The following is an 18416-nucleotide window of genomic DNA, read 5'->3' on the forward strand; positions in this document are numbered from 1 at the left end:
TAGAATTAAAGCTACTGCATTTCTTTTTTTCTTATTTCGTCAAGATGATCCCATATGTTATCTTTAGGTTTTTGTGGAAGTTCTAGAAAGTCGTCAGGATGATTTTCTTTATATTCTTGCCACAGTTTATCATCTTTTTCGCTATAATAATTGGGAAATTCCCAAATGTATTTTTTCTTTTTCATTCCAATATTTCTGAACAAAAAAGCCATGATAATGCCGACTAACCCACCGGCAAGGTGCGACTGCCAAGATATCCTACTTGGCTCTTGTAAGTTACTAAATAATTCTTCTGGTAACATACCCCAAACCAAACTTCCGTAATATAAAGCAACAAGAAGTGAAATGGTTATTAAAGTTCTTTCCCAACGGAAAATGCCACTGAAGAATAAAAAGAAAGCTAAAACATAGACAATGCCGCTGGCGCCGATGATGCAACTGTAGTTCCATTGGCCAGTAAAAATATCGATGGGCGGTAATAGCCAAACCAATAGTCCAGCACTTATCCAACCTGTAATTAAAATTTTGTTAGCAATTGTTGGATAAAATTGATATAACAAAAACAATAAAATGGCTATCGGAACACTATTTCCAAAAATATGTTCTAGGCTACCATGCAAAAATGGTGATGTGATAATGCCCAATAATCCGTCTGGATATAGCGGAATAATAGCACCAAAACAATTGCTGAAAAAACCTAAGCTTTGTAACATATAGCCCAACCACATTAGGGATAACATGATAATGGGAATGACGAATGCGTTTCGGTTAATACTTTTTGCTAACATGCTTTTGGATTGTCAAATTGGTTGCCAAAAAAAAGAATCAGGAAATTCTGTCCATAATATTGAAGCTTATATTTTCGAGCTTTAAAAACGAAATTATTTATTTTGTATTAATTTTGTGGATTGTTAGATTGATGCATGCAATGAAGAAATTACTTTCAATAATTTTTATAGGATTAAATGTAATATTATTTTCTCAGAAAAGACCAGATCTTAATAAGATAATTGACTCTATATCTCAGAACCAATGGACCAATGCTAATACCGTATTGGATAGTATTGACACAGAGAAAATATCGAATATTAAACTCAAGAAAAAAAATGACTCTGTTATTTTTGACAAGTTACCGCAGCTGTCTGTGCAAGATATGCCGATAACGCCCTATAGTATGTTGAATACGGTGGAGGCACGCCGTTGGTTCGTCTTTGGACAAAACAGTTTGGTATTCAACCAATCTTCATTTTCCAATTGGTATTCGGGAGGTAATGACAATATTGGTGTTATTGGCAAGGTTAATTATAATTTTAATTACAAAAGCGGCAAACATTTTTTAGAAAATAATGTTCAATTGGCTTACGGATTTGTGTCTTCTACAGGTCAATCCACCAGAAAGACGGAAGATTATATCAATCTTTCTTCCAACTATGGGTATGAGTTGGGGTCTAATTATTATTTATCAACAGGATTTCAGTTTTTGTCACAATTTGGCGCGGGATACAATTACTCCTCCACGCCAGATCCTACGTATAACGATCGTGTCTCAAGGTTTATGGCGCCTGCTTATCTTAACTTAGGTCTCGGTATTTCTTATAATCCGAATGATAATTTTCAGTTGGTGATGCGACCTATTAACGGCAAATTTACTTTTGTGCTTGATCCACACCTACAACATGCCGGAAAGTTCGGTCTAGAGCGAGATGGGCAAAGTATGCGTGGAGAGCTTGGTGCTATGATAAATGCTACCTACCGCATTAATATTATAAAGGATATGACACTTCTTAATAAGTTAAATGTTTTCTCAAACTATTTGGAGCATTTTGAACGTGTCGATATCGCTTATTCTGCGACTTTAAATATGAAGTTTAATAAATTTATTACCACCGTTGTCACCTTTGATATGGTATATGACCATGACCAGATCGCTGGTTTACAAACCAAACAGACTCTTGGCGTTGGTTTGACTTACAATTTTGGATTCAAATTGGAGCGCGATAAAAGCAACAAAATCATAAATCCGTTTATTAAATAATTACAAATATGAAAAAATTTATTTTTGCTTCAATTTTTGCCACAGGACTTATTAGTGCTCAAGAAAAGGCTGTAGTTTCTGATTCCACAAAAGCGTGGTCTATTCTAGGTCAAAATACCCTAATGCTTAACCAATCTGCTTTCTCTAACTGGGTTGGTGGAGGTGCTAACAACATCGGTTGGTTAGCAGGTCTTAATTACAATATGACCTACGAAAAAGATAAAGATCTTTGGGAAAATGTCATTATTATGGGTTATGGAATGAACAATACAGAAGGCCTCGGAAATCGTAAAACCCAAGATAATATTAACCTGTCAACCAATTATGGTCGCAAAATTTCGGGCAATTGGTATGCTTCTGTTGGTGCGAGTTTGTTAACACAATTTGCAGCAGGTTACGAAGATGGTAATAATCCTGATGCTAAGAAAATTTCAAATTTTATGGCGCCAGGTTATGTCAGCGTAGGTGCGGGCTTCACATATAAACCAAGCGACAACTTTACCATGACCCTGCGCCCTGCTAATGCAAGATGGACTTTTGTTGGCGATAAAGATTTGCAATTTGCAGGAAACTATGGTCTGAAACATGACGGCGACTCATCACTATTTCAGTTCGGTTTCCTAGGAGTAGCGCAGTACAAATTGAAAATTATGGAAAATATAAGCCTGATGAATTCGGCCTCTGTATTTTCAAATTATCTAGATCACCCAGAACGCCTCGTATTATCTTACGGCGGAATTCTGAATATGAAAGTCAATAAGTACATCTCGACGCAAGTGACTTTGGATTTGTTGTATGACCATAATCAAATCAAAAAAACACAGTTAAAACAAACTTTGGGAATTGGATTGGCGTATAATATTGATAATGGTGTTAAACGCTCGACGAATAAGAATAACCAAACTTGGAAGTAAATTAATTTTGTTTTAAAATTGATTTTGAAAACATAACAAGGGCGCGAAGCTAAAGCTTCGCGCCCTTGTTATCACAATTTTGCATATTTCTAAAGACACTTTAAGAACTTTCATCTTCAAAAAAATACTGGGTTGAGGTTATAAGGTCCTAGCTCCCTGTCCTGGAATGAATAGTTGTATTAAGACAAGCCCGATTTTGTGGTTTCCGACCTATATTTTATGCTTTTAAAAGCTAAAATTTGTGCTTAAAAATATTAAATTATAAGTTGATTAACCGCGGTATTAAACCAAATAACCTGATGACTTCTTATAAAAACCGCATCGGATTATTCCAGAACCGCAAATTTGCTTATTCTGCTTTTAGCATATTAAGTTCACCAAAATGTTTTTTGAACTTTTGGATTTTCGGACCAACTACCGCACTGCAATAAGGCTGCGTGGGATTGGTTTTATAATAACCTTGGTGATAAGCTTCTGCTGGCCAAAATTTCACAAAAGGAACAATCTCTGTAACATATTTCCCTGGCCATTGTTGACGCGCTTCAGACACTTTTAAAGATGCTTCTGCTTCAGACTTTTGAGTTTCTGAATGATAAAATATAGAAGACCGGTATTGCGTACCGATGTCGTTGCCTTGTCTGTTGAGCGTCGTCGGATCGTGCAAAAACCAAAATACCTCCAAAAGTTGTGAGAACGAAATAACAGAAGGATCAAACTTAATTTGTACCACTTCCGCATGGCCCGTGTTGCCTGTACATACTTCTTCGTAAGTTGGATAATCTTTGTGACCGCCAGAATAACCCGAGGTTACACTTTCGACACCTTTTAACATAGTGAAACAGCTTTCGACACACCAAAAACAGCCACCTCCAATTGTTGCTAATTCCATTTTTTGATTATTTTTAAATTTAGTTTCTCGTAGTTTAATTTTAGAATCTTGGCCAGTGCATTTAACAAGGGCTAACATGGCTAATAGTATTAAAACTAGATTTTTCATTTTTAAAATTATTTTTCCCAAACTAAGGCACTTGCTCCTAAGATGGCAGCATCAGCTTCGTTGAGTTCGCTGGTTACGAGTGTTACTTTATCACGGAAAATAGGAAGGAGATTTTTTTCCATGTGTAACTTGGTTGGTTTTAAAATATAATCGCCAGCTTTGATAACGCCACCAAATAACAGAATGGCTTCTGGCGATGAGAACATGACAAAATTAGCTAAAGCTTGTCCTAATATTTGGCCTGTATAGCGGAAGACTTCAATTGCAATTTCGTCGCCTTTTTCGGCACATTCGTAGACTGTTTGCGCATTGATAACTTCCTCAGGAAAGTTGTTTAACAACGAGTTTGGAAATTCTGCACGAAGTTTTTTTGCTGTAATACTAATTCCCGTTGCAGAGGCATAGGCTTCCAAAGAACCTTCGGATCCTGTGCTCCAATGTTTTCTTCCGCCTGGTTTTACAATGCAATGTCCCAGTTCTCCTGCGAAACCATCGTGCCCATAAATAAGTTGTCCATTAGAAATAATACCACTTCCCACGCCTGTACCTAGAGTTATCATAATAAAATCCTTCATGCCACGCGCGGCGCCATACATCAACTCGCCCAAAGCTGCGGCATTGGCGTCATTCGTAATACGACAATCTTTTCCAAATTTTTCTGTTATTAATTTGGAAAACGGAATAACACCTTTCCAACTAAGATTGGGCGCGTGCTCTATTGTGCCTTTGTAATAATTGGCATTGGGCGCCCCGATCCCAATTCCTACTACAGAAATATCAGGTAGCTTCTGCAATAATATTTGGATGTTATTGTAAAGCGTATCGATGAAATCTATAACCGTGTCGTAGCCAGTTGTTTTCATAGTGCCTTTTTCAAGGATTTCGCCACGGTGGTTGACAATTCCAAATTTGGTATTGGTTCCTCCGATATCAATGCCTAAGGCTAGCTCGTTGGATAAATCTAATAATGCCATTTTGTTTTAATCGAATGATAAAATTAGTGAAAACTTAGATTAAATCCATTTGACTTTTGTTTATTTAACAAAAAAACCGAAGATGTAATTATCTTCGGTTTTCGTTTATTTTAAAAATCTTATGCAGGGATTTCTCCTTTGTATAAGAAAGAGATTATCTCTTTGTTAACCTTGTCTACCATCTCGCTGAAAAGATAGAAAGATTCTTGCTTATAGATTACAAGTGGGTCTTTTTGCTCGTAAACTGCACCTTGGGAAGATCTTCTAAGGTCGTCCATTTCACGAAGATGTGTTTTCCAGTTTTCATCGATGATTGCTAAAGATATGTTCTTTTCGAAATCGGTGATAAGGCTTTCACATTTTGTTTCGTAAGCTTGCTGAAGATCGGTTACAATGGTTGTTGTTTTGGTTCCGTCAGAGAAAGGCACTTGGATCATTTTGAACATGCTGCCTTGGTTAAGGAACACATTTTCGATGATTGGATTGGCTTTTTCTTTAAGAAGTTGCAACTTCATTTTGTAATCTTCTTGTGCGCTTTTGAAAACAATGTCTACCAATTCTTTTTCCTGCATGCTGCTAAATTGTGCTGCAGAAACTGGCGATTCCATTGTAAAATATTTAATTAAATCAAATTCAAAATCTTTGAAGCTTCCAGCTGTTTTGGTTGAAGAAACAATGGATGCCGCTGTGTCGTAAATCATATTAACGATGTCGTACTTGAGGTGGTCACCGAACAAAGCGTTCTTTCTTCTTTTGTAGATAACGTCACGTTGTTTGTTCATAACGTCATCGTATTCTAGCAACTTTTTACGGATACCAAAGTTATTCTCTTCTACTTTTTTCTGAGCTCTTTCGATGGATTTGGAAATCATAGAGTGTTGAATAACTTCACCTTCTTTATGTCCCATTCTGTCCATCATTTTTGCGATTCTTTCAGAACCAAAAAGACGCATAAGGTTGTCTTCTAAAGATACATAGAACTGTGAAGAACCTGGGTCTCCTTGACGACCAGCACGACCTCTTAACTGTCTGTCAACACGTCTAGAGTCGTGTCTTTCTGTACCGATGATGGCTAAACCTCCAGCTTCTTTAACTTCTGGAATTAATTTGATATCGGTACCACGACCTGCCATATTGGTTGCAATGGTTACAACACCTGGACGGCCTGCTTCGGCAACGATTTCTGCTTCTTTTTTGTGAAGTTTCGCATTAAGAACTTGGTGAGGGATTTTTCTCAGTTGTAATGCTCTAGAAAGCAATTGAGAAATTTCAACAGAAGTTGTCCCCACAAGAACTGGTCTGCCTGCTGAGGTAAGTTTCTCTACTTCTTCGATAACTGCATTGTATTTTTCACGATTGGTTTTGTACACCAAGTCATGTTTATCGTGTCTTTGGATTGGTCTATTGGTTGGGATAACCACAACATCCAATTTGTAGATTTGCCAGAATTCGCCAGCTTCAGTTTCTGCTGTACCTGTCATCCCCGCCAACTTGTTGTACATACGGAAATAGTTCTGAAGCGTTACCGTTGCAAAAGTCTGCGTTGCCGCTTCGATTTTTACATTTTCTTTAGCTTCGATAGCTTGGTGAAGTCCGTCAGAGTAACGACGACCGTCCATGATACGTCCCGTCTGCTCATCAACGATTTTGACTTCGCCATCGATAACAACATATTCGTCATCTTTTTCAAAAAGCGTGTATGCTTTCAATAGTTGGTTAAGCGTGTGGATACGTTCGGATTTTACAGCGAAATCTCGGAATAATTCATCTTTTTTAGCAAATTCTTCTTCCTTGGATAGATTTTGGTTTTCCAACTCAGCGATTTCTGTACCGATGTCTTGTAATACAAAGAAGTTAGGGTCTTCGTTACCAGCTGACATATACTCGATACCTTTGTCTGTTAAGTCGATTTGATTATTTTTTTCGTCAATTACGAAATAAAGATCTTTATCAACGATTGGCATATCACGGTTGTTGTCCTGCATATATTGCCCTTCAACTTTTTGTAATAATGCTTTGTTGCCACTCTCTGATAAAAATTTGATTAAAGGTCTTGACTTAGGAAGCCCTCTGTATGCTTGTAATAATTTGAAACCACCTTCTTTAGTATTTCCGTTTGCTATTAATTTTTTAGCTTCATTGAAAATAGAAGTGATGGTTTTTTTTTGTATATCAACGATACGGTCAATCGAAGGTTTCAGAACATCAAATTCTTGTCTATCACCTTGAGGAACTGGTCCGGAAATAATTAAAGGTGTTCTTGCATCATCAATTAAAACAGAATCCACCTCATCGACGATTGCGAAGTTAAGCTCACCTTGTACCAATTCTGATGGAGAAGTTACCATGTTATCTCTTAGGTAGTCAAATCCGAATTCGTTATTAGTACCATAAGTAATACTTGATTGATAGGCCTTTCTTCTCGCATCTGAGTTCGGTTGGTGGTTGTCAATACAATCGATACTCATGCCATGGAACATGTATAATGGTCCCATCCAAGCCGAGTCACGTTTTGCAAGATAGTCGTTAACCGTTACAACGTGAACACCACGTCCTGGTAATGCGTTAAGGAAAATAGGAAGCGTTCCTACAAGGGTTTTACCTTCACCAGTTGCCATTTCGGCAATTTTGCCACTGTGGAGTACAACACCACCAATAAACTGTGTGTCGTAATGTACCATATCCCAAGTTACTGCAGTACCTGCCGCATCCCATTGGTTTTTCCAAACGGCGATATCTCCTTCTAGTTCTACGAAATCTCTAGTAGCTGCCAACTCTTTGTCCCAGTCTGTGGCAGTAACACGAATTGATCCGTTCTGGGCTAGACGTCGAGAAGTTTCCTTAACTAAAGCAAATGCTTCTGGTAGAATTTCGCTAAGAATTTTCTCTTCAACTTGGTAAGAGTCTTTTTTAAGACTTTCTATTTTTCCAAAAAGCGCTTCTTTTTCATCAACATTTTCAGTCGTTTTTATTTGCTCTTGTACAGCATTTATTTGTTCTGTTATAGAAGCTGTCGCTGTTTTGATCTTAGATCTAAATTCTTCTGTTTTCTCTCTCAGTCCATCATCTGTTAGTTGCTGAATGTTAGGCTCTACAGCTTTGATCTTATTAACAACTTTTTTTACTTCTTTTAAATCCTTTGCGTTTTTGTCACCCAAAAAACTTTTAAGAACACTATTTAAAAAACTCATTGTCTGTTGATTTTTTCGTCAGGAATCATCCTTAATTTAAAGAAAACCTAAAAATTTTCTTCGTTAATAATTCAGTGAAGCCTCAAGACAAGTTGAGGCATATTATTTATATTAATATTCGTCTTCGTTCCAAAGGAAGTCTTCGTCTGAGGGATAGTCAGACCATACTTCTTCGATACTTTCATACACTTCTCCTTCGTCTTCGATGGCTTGTAAGTTTTCTACAACTTCCATTGGTGCACCAGTTCTGATGGCGTAGTCAATAAGTTCTGCCTTGGTCATTGGCCAAGGTGCGTCGCTTAGGTAAGAAGCTAATTCTAAAGTCCAGTACATAATTTAATTTTTTGCAAAAGTAAAAAAATAGGTTATATAATATCAATTTTATCGTTGGTTTTCAAATAAATTTCAAAACAATTCAAAATTTTATTTAAATAAATGTATCAATAATTTCACGAAACTATTGTGTTTATAAGGTTTTCTCCCAACTTGCTATGCTTTTCTCAAAAACCATTCCACAAATTTTTTTATGCCATTTTGGAAGTTTGTGCTTGGTTTATAGTCAATTATTGTCATAGCTTTTGTGATGTTGGCATTTGTTTTTGTGACATCCCCTGGTTGCATTGGCAGATTTTTAAGATGTGCTTTTTTTGAAAGAGTATTCTCAATAGTCTGGAGCATTTCTTTAAGGTTGATAACTTCACTTTCGCCAAGGTTGATGATTTCATATATATTATCGTGTTTTTCCAGGTATGTTATGGATTTTATAATCCCATCGATAATATCATCTATATAAGTGTAGTCACGCGCGGTGCTTCCATCGCCGTAAAAAGGAAGTTCTTTCTCTTCAGAAATTAGTTTTGTAAATTTATGAATTGCCAAGTCTGGACGTTGCTTGGGGCCATAAACCGTGAAAAACCGAAGCTGTATCATGTCAATATTATAAAGATGATGGTACACGTGGCCTAATATTTCGCAACATTTTTTGGTGGCGGCATAGGGTGAAATCGGCTTGTCAACATTGTCGGTTTCAGAAAAAGGTGTTTTTTCATTGTTCCCATAGACGGAGGAGGACGAGGCGCAAACAAATTTTTTGATACCGTGTTTTTTGCAAAGTTCCCAAAGATTCATTGTACCACGGATATTAACCGACTCATAATCCAGAGGTCGTTCGATAGATGGGCGAACACCTGCCAAAGCCGCCAAATGTATAATAAGATCGATATTATTCTCTTCAAAAATTTTTTCTAATGTTTCTAAATCCCGAATATCTTGATAATACAATTTGTATTGATCGTTGTTGGTAATGCTTTGGAGTTTTTGAATGTCCTCATTTTTTTCTTTAAAATTAAAGTCAGTCGGTTGATTTGTACTATCAAGCGTATTTTCAATTTTAATTTTATAATCGTAAAAATCATCAAAATTATCTATGTTGATGACAGAATGTCCATTTTTAAGAAGTTGTTCTACAAGATGAGAACCAATAAAGCCCGAACCACCCGTTACCAGATATCGCATATTTGTGTTTTTAGTCTTTGTTTTTCGCAAATGTACTAAAATATAGACATTTTTAATAAAAGATTGGGTTTCAGTATTTTATTTTTTTTAAGGATTTATTTTGTGATGGATTATGGATAAAAGCCTAATTTTAAAGTCTAAAATTTTGAAATGATATTTTCTGGACAAATTCTAAAAATGAGTTCGCAGTTGGCAGAACCTATACAATATTTTTTGAACCTGAATCATGATTTAATTTCCATGAATCAACTTTTCGGGCGCGAACTTCGTATAAAACATATCGGATACCAATGTGTGAACTGCGACAGTGACGAAAAAATTTACCGAATGGGATTTTGTAAAAAATGCTTTTTCGAAAGTCCGTATGCGAGCGATACTATTATCCGTCCAGAACTGTCGACGGCGCATCTGGGCGTTGCAGAACGTGATCTCGAGGTGGAAAAATCTATCCAGTTGGTGCCTCATATAGTCTATTTGTCTTACACGGGCGATGTTAAAGTTGGGGTGACACGCGAGACGCAAATACCAACGCGATGGATCGATCAGGGCGCAACTTTTGCACTTCCAATTGCAAGAACCGAAAATCGTTACGAAGCTGGTATGATAGAGGTTGAACTTAAAAATCATGTCGCCGACAAAACAAATTTTAGAAAAATGTTGATGGACGAGTTGGAAAGCGACCTGGACCTAAAAGATTTTAGACATAAAATAGCAGAATATTTTCCAAAGGATTTTAAGCAATTTGCAAGCGTTGATGAACAAGTTGTGCGACTAGATTATCCTTATCAAGCACCAGAAAAAGTCAATGTTTTCACTTTGGATAAACATCCGGAATATAGTGGAATTCTAAAAGGTATTAAAGGTCAATATCTTCAATTCGAGGGCGATTATTTTATGAATGTTCGTGGACATGAAGGTTATGTTATAGAACTGGACATTAAATAATTGTGGATTTTGTTTCTACTACAAAACTTATAAAACCATGCGGGTTCAAAATTTTTTTTGAACCCGCATGGTTTTATTTACTTAATTTAAATTGTGAATTTTCTTCAAAAGGCATTGCTTTTAGGAAATCATCAAATTCTGGACCTTCATAGTTGCTGTCTGCACCGTAAGCTTCTATTAGATAGGAAATTTGTCCATCTTTATCTTTTAACACATAAAGTGCCGCGCTGTCCGATGGGTTGCTTTCTCCTTCAAAACGATAGGCTCGGATAATCACGAGGTCAGTTGGGTTTGTATATGTTTTGCCAGAATCTTGCAATTCGAAAACCTTGTTTTCATTCATCCGAACTTCTGTATCTATGCCATTTTCGGCAAGTTGACTCATAAGTTCGCTAAGGGTGGTCATAGGAAATTCGTATATCATAGCTTATATTTTTAATGTTAACAAATTGATAGCAAATATTATGCGCAAAAAAACCTTGCTTCAAAATTTTTGAAACAAGGTTCGCGCTAAAAATAAAAGTTATGAAAAATTATTTGTTCTCTTTGTAACGCTTATCAGGCGTTCCATCTTTTTTAAGATGCTGATTTTGCTTGTAGCGTTTGTCGGGTGTGCCGTCTTTTTTTAGTTTTACAGTTTTTGTCTTTGTATCCGTTACGACCGCTTTGTCACTGCTGGTTTTTGTAACTTTTTTAACTTCAGTTTTTTTAACAGTTACGGGAGCCGCTTTTGTTGTAACGGGTTGTGTGCTTTGTGCCGTTGCAAGTCCTAAACCTAAACTTAACATCAAAGCTGTTAGAATATTTTTCATTTCTGTGTTATTGTGAATTGTGATGTAAAAGTATATGAAAATTTAATCTTTAAAAACCAATATAGCGATTTTAACTATAAATTATTAAAGATTAAAAAAATATTAAAACGAATATTAAAAATTAATTCGGTAAGCTAGACTGATATTTAAAAACCAAGCTTTTGAGTAGAACTCTTCTATTTTAGGATTTTGATTGCGAATACTGGCGGTGTAATAATTGAGTTTGGTCCCACACAAAACCTGCTGCACACCTTCTCGATCCAAGGTGTAAAGTATTTTTCCACCAATATGGAATCCTGCATTTCCTTCATTAAAATTTCCACCTTTGTCAATGAATTTTGATGTAATTCTGTAAATACTAGCACCAGCAAGTGCTTCCAAGTCAACATCTTCGCCAATGTTGTGTTTGTAAACGCCAGAAAACTCAAAATTATGCATTGTAGCAGCCGACATGTATCCAAAAAGACCGCCTTGGTTGTCTTTGTCAAGATTGGCCGTTAGATAATTGTATTCCGCGGTTAGGCCAAAGCCTTTATAAAAGTCGAGTGTTCCGCCAATACCAAAACCTACAAAAGGAGATAGAGCTTTGTTCATAGCATTGTCACCGATAGCTTTCATGACACGGACATTCGGTTCAATAGAGAATTTAATTTCTTCAATAATCGGTTTTTTCTTTCGAGATTGTGACAAAACCAAACACGGAACAACAAAGAGGATTATCCAGAATTTTGACATTATTTAAATTTTATTTCTTCAAAAATAAGATAAGTTTCTCCAGAAGGTATAAGGATGCTTAATGAATCCGAAGCAATTTTGCAATGTGGATTGCTAGACGAGAAATGCTTAATCTTTGACTTGAATTGAAGTTTGTATTCGCCAGAGCTATAGGGTCCTGCAATAACAAATTGTCCATTGTCTTTTGGGAAGGTTTCTCCAATAATTCTATTGTTGCTAACGAGATGTATTGGCGAAATCATGAGATCAGGATTGGTGCCAGGGATCATCTTGCCTTCAACATAAGCGCGAAATAAGTCCGAGTCGCCACTGCTTTTGCAGGAATTTGCAAAAGTGATGAAGGCTAACGAAATGCCTAAAAACCAGAAAGTCTTTAACATGATTTTAGTTTATTATGGAAGAGTAAATATAACGAAAAAAAGTCTTTTTGTATATTTGCATTGTTAATATACGATTTCGGAAAAGTTCTGGAATCGTTATGTCGCTTTCAGACCTTTTGTTATTTTATGTCGTTAAAAACCATTCAACAATATTTGTTGCCAGATCTTTTAAAAAACGAATTTGGAAAATCCATTTTCGACGCGCTGCAACAACATCAACATATTTCTGTAAAAGGATCGGCAGGATCTTCTGCTTCTATTTTTGCAGCGGAATTGTTTGTCACTCAGAAGAAAAGTATTCTTTTTATTTTCAATGATAAAGAAGAAGCGCTTTACGCGAATGCTGAGTTGGAAGATTTAGTCGGAAAAGAAAACGTATTGTATTTTCCAGCCACGCATCTCGATCCTTATCAAATCGAAAAAACGCAGAATGCCAATCTTGTGCTCCGGACCGAAGTGCTTAACCGACTGAATTCTAGCAAGAAGTCTAAAATTATTGTTGCTTATTCTGGAGCGCTGTCGGAGAAAGTCTTGAAGAAAGAAGACTTCAAAGCGATTTCACATCATATAAAAGTTGGCGATCAACTGGATTTCGATTTTGTCGATGAGTTGCTCAATCACTATCAGTTTAATCAAACCGATTTTGTGTCCGAGCCAGGCGAGTTTTCTGTTCGAGGTGGAATTGTCGATGTGTTTTCTTTTGCTAATGAAAAACCTTTCAGAATAACTTTTTTTGGTAACGAGGTGGAAAGTATCAAAACTTTTGATATAGAAACGCAACTTTCTATTGGTAAAGTTACAGATTTTCAATTGGTTTCGAACATGAATTATAGTGTTGCTGGAACTAAAGTTTCTTTGTTTGAGTTGCTTCCTCGAGATTGTTTTGTATTAGCAAAAAATGCTTTCATGTCATTAATTCAGGTTAAGAATTTTTACGAAAAAGCAGAAGCTAAGTTTGAAACTTTGAGTAAAGATATTAAACATCAATCGCCAAAAGAACTTTTTGTTTCTCCCGAAGATTTTTCTAAAGCTTTGAAAGATCGTCCGATGGTGGATTTTACTTTGGACACATTAAAGCTTGATGGTGCTGATTTTTTCCAAGTTGACGCGTTCCAAACCCAGCAACCAACATTTCATAAAAACTTCGAATTGCTCATCGAAGATCTTATGGAAAAACAGGCCGAAGGCTACGATACTTGGATTTCTTTTTCTACTGAAAAACAAAAAGAAAGACTCGAATCTATTTTTGAAGAATTAGAAAAAGAAGTGCCTTATAAAGGATTTTTGTCAGAGCTGCATGAAGGTTTCGTAGATAGTAAAAATAAAATTTCGGTTTATACAGATCATCAGATTTTTGATCGTTATCAACGGTTTAAAGCAAAGAATGCATTTGCTAAAAGTGAACAGTTGACACTCAAGGATTTAACATCTTTAAAGATTGGAGATTTCATTACGCATATCGATCATGGGATTGGCAAATTCATGGGATTGGTAAAAGTGAATAATGATGGCAAAGTTCAGGAGTGTTTTAAGCTAAGTTATAAAAATGGAGATTTGCTTTATGTAAGTATTCATTCACTTCACAAAATTTCAAAATATAACGGACCAGACGGTCGCGAGATTGTTCTCAGCAAACTCGGTTCGCCCGCATGGAAGTCTTTAAAACAGAAAACGAAAGCTAAGGTTAAGCAGATTGCATTTGATTTGATTAAGCTTTATGCTCAAAGAAAAATGGCTAGAGGATTTGCATTTTCGCCAGATTCTTATTTGCAAAATGAGTTAGAAGCTAGCTTTCTGTATGAAGATACACCCGACCAGGAAAAAGCGACCATTGATGTCAAACACGATATGGAAGCCGAAACGGTGATGGATAGGTTAATTTGTGGTGATGTAGGTTTTGGTAAGACCGAGGTTGCGATCCGTGCGGCTTTCAAAGCAGCGACAGATGGAAAGCAAGTTGCGATTTTGGTACCTACGACTATTTTGGCTTTTCAACATTACCGAAGCTTTAAAGAAAGACTTAAAGACTTTCCTGTTAACGTGTCGTATCTCAATAGGTTCCGAACGGCAAAACAAAAATCCGAAACCTTACAAGGCTTAGAAGATGGTAAAATTGATATTGTTATCGGAACACATCAGTTGGTTGGTAAAAATGTCAAGTTCAAGGATTTAGGTTTATTAATTATTGATGAAGAACATAAGTTTGGTGTTTCTGTAAAAGATAAATTAAAAACGTTGAAAAGCGATATAGATACTTTGACCTTGACCGCAACGCCTATACCTAGAACATTACAGTTTTCTTTGATGGCTGCGCGCGATTTATCGGTCATCAAAACGCCACCGCCCAATCGTCAACCTGTTGATACGCAGATGATAGGTTTTGATGAAGAAGTCATTCGTGATGCTGTTTCTTATGAGTTGCAACGTGACGGGCAAGTTTATTTTATTAACAACAGAATCGAAAACTTAAAAGACATTGCCGGACTTATCCAAAGATTGGTGCCAGATGCACGTGTTATTACAGGACATGGCCAAATGGATGGCAAGAAGTTAGAAGAAAATGTTTTGGATTTTATGGAAGGCAAATACGATGTATTGGTATCTACAACCATTGTTGAAAGTGGCGTGGATGTTCCGAATGCTAATACGATTTTCATAAATGATGCGCAGCGTTTCGGGATGGCGGATTTGCACCAGATGCGTGGACGTGTCGGACGTAGTAATAGAAAAGCTTTTTGCTATCTTGTAACACCGCCGATGGATATGATGACTTCGGATGCTAGAAAACGTCTTGAAGCGATAGAGCAGTTTTCAGATTTAGGAAGTGGTTTTCAGATTGCGATGAAGGATTTGGAAATTCGTGGCGCTGGAGATTTGTTAGGTGGCGAGCAAAGTGGATTTATCAACGAAATGGGGTTTGAAGCCTATCAAAAAATCATGCAAGAAGCACTTGAAGAATTAAAAGATGATGAAGAATTCGAAAAATTATTTGAGAATGAAGAAGAACGTCAAAAACTGATTAAAACTACGAAAGATGTTAATATTGAAACAGATCTAGACCTCATGTTGCCAGACGATTATGTGTCGAGCACAGAAGAAAGGCTGTCGCTTTACCAAAAATTAGCAGATATTGATAACGAAAAAGATTTAAATAAATTCGAAAACGAATTGATTGACCGTTTCGGAAATCTTCCAAAAGAAGCCATTAACTTGCTGAAAAATGTCAGCCTGAAATGGTTGGCTGCGGATATTGGATTTGATAAAATTGCTATGAAAAAACACACGTTCTTAGGCTATTTCCCGAGTAATCCACAAGATAAGTTTTATCAAACAGAAAAATTCCGGAAAGTGATAGCTTATCTCCAGCAAAATCCCGCCGAAGCACAACTCAAAGAAAAAGCAGGGAAGGAGGGAAGTCAACTGATGATGCGTATTGACAATATTAATAATGTGGACGCCGTTAATGTTTTATTAGAGAAGATTTTGGCAAGTTAATATTAATTGAAATAAACTACTTTTGTAAAAATTTAAAAGATGATGAAATTTAATTTCAAAATTTTATTCGTTCTCGGAGCGGCTTTGGTGATGAATGCCTGCGATACGTCGAGAGATATAAATGGCGATTTGTTGGTTGGTGTTGACTATGACGGAACCGAACTTCCCGATACTGGAGGGGATAACGAAACCGCAGTGAAGAAAATCAAAAAAATTGTTGATACCAATGTGGATGGCGAAACTATGACCACTGAATATACCTACAATGGCAGCAAACTTGTGGGTGTTACAGCAAAATCTACAGAAGGCGACGATGCAACTTATACCTTAGTTTATGATGGCGATGTGTTGACTAAAGTTACCTTAAATCAAATCGAAGAAGGCGAAAAACTAGATACAAAATTTGATCTTAATTATACAGGTGATAAATTAGTTTCTTGTACAGGTGTCGCGACTTCGGGGGGCGAACAAGTCCATGTTGCTAATACCATTTTTTCTTATTCAGCAAGTGGTATTTCTAATGTGAAAACAACATATCAAGCAGGAACAACTGAAATCGGAAAACTTGAAACGCTAATTGGTTTTGCTTCGGGAAATATTAATAAATTTAATATCACGATGACTTCCATGGGAATTCCTATCGTAACTGAAAATACACCCTCTAACTATGATGACAAGAAAAATCCATTTGCAGCTTTCCCAGAAGCTTTTAAAGTTTTTTCTCTGAATTTTATGTTTGGATCTTCTCCCATTGCAGTTCTGTCAAAGAATAATTACAGAACATTAAAATCTGTTGTTATGGGACAAACTATGACGATTAGTGTAAATTATGAGTATAACGCGGACGGTTACCCAGTTTCTGGAACAAGAAGTGACGGCGGAAAAATTACATTTCAATATTATTAAATTATGAAATATCTTATTGTCGGATTAGGCAACAAAGGTGACGAATATACAGAAACCCGGCATAATGTCGGGTTTAAAGTTGCTGAAAAAATCGCTGAAAAAATTGAAGCACCTTTCAAATCAAGCAACTTTGGATTATTAGCAGAAGGAAAACATAAAGGCCGAAAAGTCTTTGTCTTAAAACCGGATACTTACATGAATTTGAGTGGAAATGCCGTCCGGTTTTGGATGCAAAAAGAAAACATTCCTTTAGAAAATATATTGATTGTTACTGATGATTTGGCCTTGCCATTCGGAACTTTAAGAATGAAAATGAAGGGCGGAGCAGGCGGACACAATGGGCTACGCAATATTGAAGAAGTTCTTAAAACGGGCAATTATACAAGACTCCGTTTTGGGATTTCAGCAGAATTTAAAGATGGCCAACAAGTTGATTATGTCTTAGGAAAATGGTCCGACGAAGAAAATGAAAAACTACAAGAACGATTGGACAAGTTTGCAAATGCCTGTTTATCATTTGTTTTTGCTGGCGTGGGCAACACGATGACCGCCTACAACGGAAAATAAAAATTACAAATAAAAAAGGAAGTTAGCCCGAGAGATAACTTCCTTCTTTATAAGAGAGATTGTTTGTAGCCTATTTGTTATAAAGTTCTTCCACTTTATCCCAGTTGATAACATCAAAGAAAGAACCTACATAGTCAGGTCTTCTGTTTTGATAGTTCAAATAATAAGCGTGTTCCCAAACGTCAAGACCAAGAATTGGAGTCCCTTTGCAATCTGCCACTGGCATTAGTGGGTTATCTTGGTTAGGTGTTGAGCATACCGCAACACTTCCGTCCTCCTTTTTACATAGCCAAGCCCATCCAGATCCAAATCTAGTTTTAGCCGCTTCAGAAAAATCAGTTTTGAATTTTTCAAAACCACCATATTTTTCAATTTCTTCTTTTACTTTTCCTACAGGCTCTTTGCTTCCACCCGGTGTCAGAATTTCCCAGAACAAAGTATGGTTAAAATGTCCACCGCCATTATTTCTTACAGCAGGCTTATCAGTCCCAATTTTGCAAACTTCTTCAATCGTTTTACCTTCTAGTTCTGTCCCTTCGATAGCTTTGTTAAGATTGTCAACATAAGCTTGGTGGTGTTTAGTATAGTGGATTTCCATTGTTCTTGCATCGATGTTCGGTTCTAGAGCATCATACGCATAACCTAATTTAGGTAATTCAAAAGCCATAATAATTGTTTTTTATTGTTAATGTTCTTAATTCCCAAATTTAATCAATAATTGTGCGAGTCTCCGAATAATACAGTCAATTTTATAAATCTTTAACATTGTTTTATTAAATGATTGAAATTTGGGCGGACATTTCGGGCTGTGCAGGGGTTTCGTCTTTGCAAGCCTTTGCGTTTTGCCATGCGTTTGCTCAGACCGCTCGCTGCGCTCGCGCCCTTTCCATCCCGGCCGCGATGAGGTTTTCGGTAGAAAGTTTTATATGGAAGAAAAATGTATTTTTACG

17 protein-coding genes are annotated in these 18416 nt (G+C 36.6%); 6 read left to right on the forward strand and 11 right to left on the reverse strand.

What is annotated here, in order from left to right:
• Positions 1-11: 11 nt before the first annotated feature.
• Complete coding sequence (locus G6R40_RS10775; RefSeq protein ID WP_165135191.1) at positions 12-788, reverse strand: rhomboid family intramembrane serine protease; 777 nt, start codon at positions 786-788, stop codon at positions 12-14.
• Positions 789-928: 140 nt separating this feature from the next.
• On the opposite strand from G6R40_RS10775, the gene G6R40_RS10780 reads away from it, so the two are divergent.
• Both G6R40_RS10780 and G6R40_RS10785 read left to right on the forward strand, forming a co-directional pair.
• The gene (locus G6R40_RS10780; RefSeq protein ID WP_228455847.1) at positions 929-2035 is read left to right on the forward strand and encodes a DUF3078 domain-containing protein; all 1107 of its coding nucleotides are present in this window, start codon (positions 929-931) and stop codon (positions 2033-2035) included.
• A gap of 8 nt (positions 2036-2043) precedes the next feature.
• Entirely contained in the window at positions 2044-2949 is a 906-nt protein-coding gene (locus tag G6R40_RS10785; RefSeq protein WP_165135194.1) for a DUF3078 domain-containing protein, read from the forward strand.
• A gap of 349 nt (positions 2950-3298) precedes the next feature.
• Here G6R40_RS10785 and msrA read toward each other — a convergent pair whose 3' ends face one another.
• The 5 genes from msrA to G6R40_RS10810 form a co-directional block, all read right to left on the reverse strand.
• Positions 3299-3946: a peptide-methionine (S)-S-oxide reductase MsrA gene (gene msrA, locus G6R40_RS10790; protein ID WP_165135197.1), complete on the reverse strand. Its 648-nt coding sequence runs from the start codon at positions 3944-3946 to the stop codon at positions 3299-3301.
• A gap of 8 nt (positions 3947-3954) precedes the next feature.
• The gene (locus G6R40_RS10795; RefSeq protein WP_165135200.1) at positions 3955-4920 is read right to left on the reverse strand and encodes an ROK family protein; all 966 of its coding nucleotides are present in this window, start codon (positions 4918-4920) and stop codon (positions 3955-3957) included.
• Between the two features lie 119 nt (positions 4921-5039).
• Positions 5040-8111: a preprotein translocase subunit SecA gene (secA, locus tag G6R40_RS10800; protein ID WP_165135203.1), complete on the reverse strand. Its 3072-nt coding sequence runs from the start codon at positions 8109-8111 to the stop codon at positions 5040-5042.
• Between the two features lie 111 nt (positions 8112-8222).
• Complete coding sequence (locus G6R40_RS10805) at positions 8223-8444, reverse strand: DUF2795 domain-containing protein (RefSeq protein WP_079666493.1); 222 nt, start codon at positions 8442-8444, stop codon at positions 8223-8225.
• A 156-nt stretch (positions 8445-8600) separates the two neighbouring features.
• Positions 8601-9626, reverse strand: a complete 1026-nt coding sequence (locus tag G6R40_RS10810; protein ID WP_165135206.1) for a GDP-mannose 4,6-dehydratase — start codon at positions 9624-9626, stop codon at positions 8601-8603.
• A 150-nt stretch (positions 9627-9776) separates the two neighbouring features.
• Between G6R40_RS10810 and G6R40_RS10815 the strand changes: the two genes are divergently transcribed.
• On the forward strand, positions 9777-10571 hold the full coding sequence (locus G6R40_RS10815) for a DUF2797 domain-containing protein (RefSeq protein ID WP_165135209.1): 795 nt from the start codon (positions 9777-9779) through the stop codon (positions 10569-10571).
• A gap of 73 nt (positions 10572-10644) precedes the next feature.
• On the opposite strand, the gene G6R40_RS10820 is transcribed toward G6R40_RS10815, so the two are convergent.
• The 4 genes from G6R40_RS10820 to G6R40_RS10835 form a co-directional block, all read right to left on the reverse strand.
• Entirely contained in the window at positions 10645-10995 is a 351-nt protein-coding gene (locus G6R40_RS10820; protein ID WP_165135212.1) for a hypothetical protein, read from the reverse strand.
• 109 nt (positions 10996-11104) lie between these two features.
• Positions 11105-11383 carry a hypothetical protein gene (locus G6R40_RS10825; RefSeq protein ID WP_165135215.1) on the reverse strand — a complete coding sequence of 93 codons (279 nt, stop codon included), beginning with the start codon at positions 11381-11383 and terminating at the stop codon, positions 11105-11107.
• A gap of 114 nt (positions 11384-11497) precedes the next feature.
• Positions 11498-12118 (reverse strand): hypothetical protein, encoded by a 621-nt coding sequence (locus G6R40_RS10830; protein ID WP_165135218.1) that lies wholly within the window; start codon positions 12116-12118, stop codon positions 11498-11500.
• Positions 12118-12498 (reverse strand): hypothetical protein, encoded by a 381-nt coding sequence (locus tag G6R40_RS10835; RefSeq protein ID WP_165135221.1) that lies wholly within the window; start codon positions 12496-12498, stop codon positions 12118-12120. Before G6R40_RS10835 ends, G6R40_RS10830 begins: the two co-directional genes overlap by 1 nt.
• A gap of 126 nt (positions 12499-12624) precedes the next feature.
• Between G6R40_RS10835 and mfd the strand changes: the two genes are divergently transcribed.
• The 3 genes from mfd to pth are packed head-to-tail and all read left to right on the forward strand — an operon-like array spanning position 12625 to position 17466.
• Positions 12625-15993, forward strand: a complete 3369-nt coding sequence (gene mfd / locus G6R40_RS10840) for a transcription-repair coupling factor (RefSeq protein WP_165135224.1) — start codon at positions 12625-12627, stop codon at positions 15991-15993.
• Positions 15994-16032: 39 nt separating this feature from the next.
• A complete protein-coding gene (locus G6R40_RS10845; protein WP_165135227.1) occupies positions 16033-16899 on the forward strand; it encodes a hypothetical protein in 867 nt (288 codons plus the stop codon).
• A gap of 3 nt (positions 16900-16902) precedes the next feature.
• The gene (pth, locus tag G6R40_RS10850; RefSeq protein WP_165135230.1) at positions 16903-17466 is read left to right on the forward strand and encodes an aminoacyl-tRNA hydrolase; all 564 of its coding nucleotides are present in this window, start codon (positions 16903-16905) and stop codon (positions 17464-17466) included.
• A gap of 70 nt (positions 17467-17536) precedes the next feature.
• Here the strand turns inward: pth and G6R40_RS10855 are convergent, their stop codons facing one another.
• Positions 17537-18133 (reverse strand): superoxide dismutase, encoded by a 597-nt coding sequence (locus G6R40_RS10855; protein ID WP_165135233.1) that lies wholly within the window; start codon positions 18131-18133, stop codon positions 17537-17539.
• Positions 18134-18416: the final 283 nt, after the last annotated feature.

This window comes from Chryseobacterium sp. POL2 (assembly GCF_011058315.1).
GTDB lineage: Bacteria > Bacteroidota > Bacteroidia > Flavobacteriales > Weeksellaceae > Soonwooa.

Coding starts and splice junctions, on each gene's coding strand:
- G6R40_RS10835 (WP_165135221.1), bottom strand. CDS start 12,498: ATGTTAAAGACTTTCTGGTTTTTAGGCATTTCGTTAGCCTTCATCACT.
- G6R40_RS10815 (WP_165135209.1), top strand. CDS start 9,777: ATGATATTTTCTGGACAAATTCTAAAAATGAGTTCGCAGTTGGCAGAA.
- G6R40_RS10825 (WP_165135215.1), bottom strand. CDS start 11,383: ATGAAAAATATTCTAACAGCTTTGATGTTAAGTTTAGGTTTAGGACTT.
- G6R40_RS10805 (WP_079666493.1), bottom strand. CDS start 8,444: ATGTACTGGACTTTAGAATTAGCTTCTTACCTAAGCGACGCACCTTGG.
- G6R40_RS10785 (WP_165135194.1), top strand. CDS start 2,044: ATGAAAAAATTTATTTTTGCTTCAATTTTTGCCACAGGACTTATTAGT.
- msrA (WP_165135197.1), bottom strand. CDS start 3,946: ATGAAAAATCTAGTTTTAATACTATTAGCCATGTTAGCCCTTGTTAAA.
- secA (WP_165135203.1), bottom strand. CDS start 8,111: ATGAGTTTTTTAAATAGTGTTCTTAAAAGTTTTTTGGGTGACAAAAAC.
- G6R40_RS10830 (WP_165135218.1), bottom strand. CDS start 12,118: ATGTCAAAATTCTGGATAATCCTCTTTGTTGTTCCGTGTTTGGTTTTG.
- G6R40_RS10775 (WP_165135191.1), bottom strand. CDS start 788: ATGTTAGCAAAAAGTATTAACCGAAACGCATTCGTCATTCCCATTATC.
- G6R40_RS10795 (WP_165135200.1), bottom strand. CDS start 4,920: ATGGCATTATTAGATTTATCCAACGAGCTAGCCTTAGGCATTGATATC.
- mfd (WP_165135224.1), top strand. CDS start 12,625: ATGTCGTTAAAAACCATTCAACAATATTTGTTGCCAGATCTTTTAAAA.
- G6R40_RS10855 (WP_165135233.1), bottom strand. CDS start 18,133: ATGGCTTTTGAATTACCTAAATTAGGTTATGCGTATGATGCTCTAGAA.
- G6R40_RS10780 (WP_228455847.1), top strand. CDS start 929: ATGAAGAAATTACTTTCAATAATTTTTATAGGATTAAATGTAATATTA.
- G6R40_RS10845 (WP_165135227.1), top strand. CDS start 16,033: ATGATGAAATTTAATTTCAAAATTTTATTCGTTCTCGGAGCGGCTTTG.
- G6R40_RS10810 (WP_165135206.1), bottom strand. CDS start 9,626: ATGCGATATCTGGTAACGGGTGGTTCGGGCTTTATTGGTTCTCATCTT.
- pth (WP_165135230.1), top strand. CDS start 16,903: ATGAAATATCTTATTGTCGGATTAGGCAACAAAGGTGACGAATATACA.
- G6R40_RS10820 (WP_165135212.1), bottom strand. CDS start 10,995: ATGATATACGAATTTCCTATGACCACCCTTAGCGAACTTATGAGTCAA.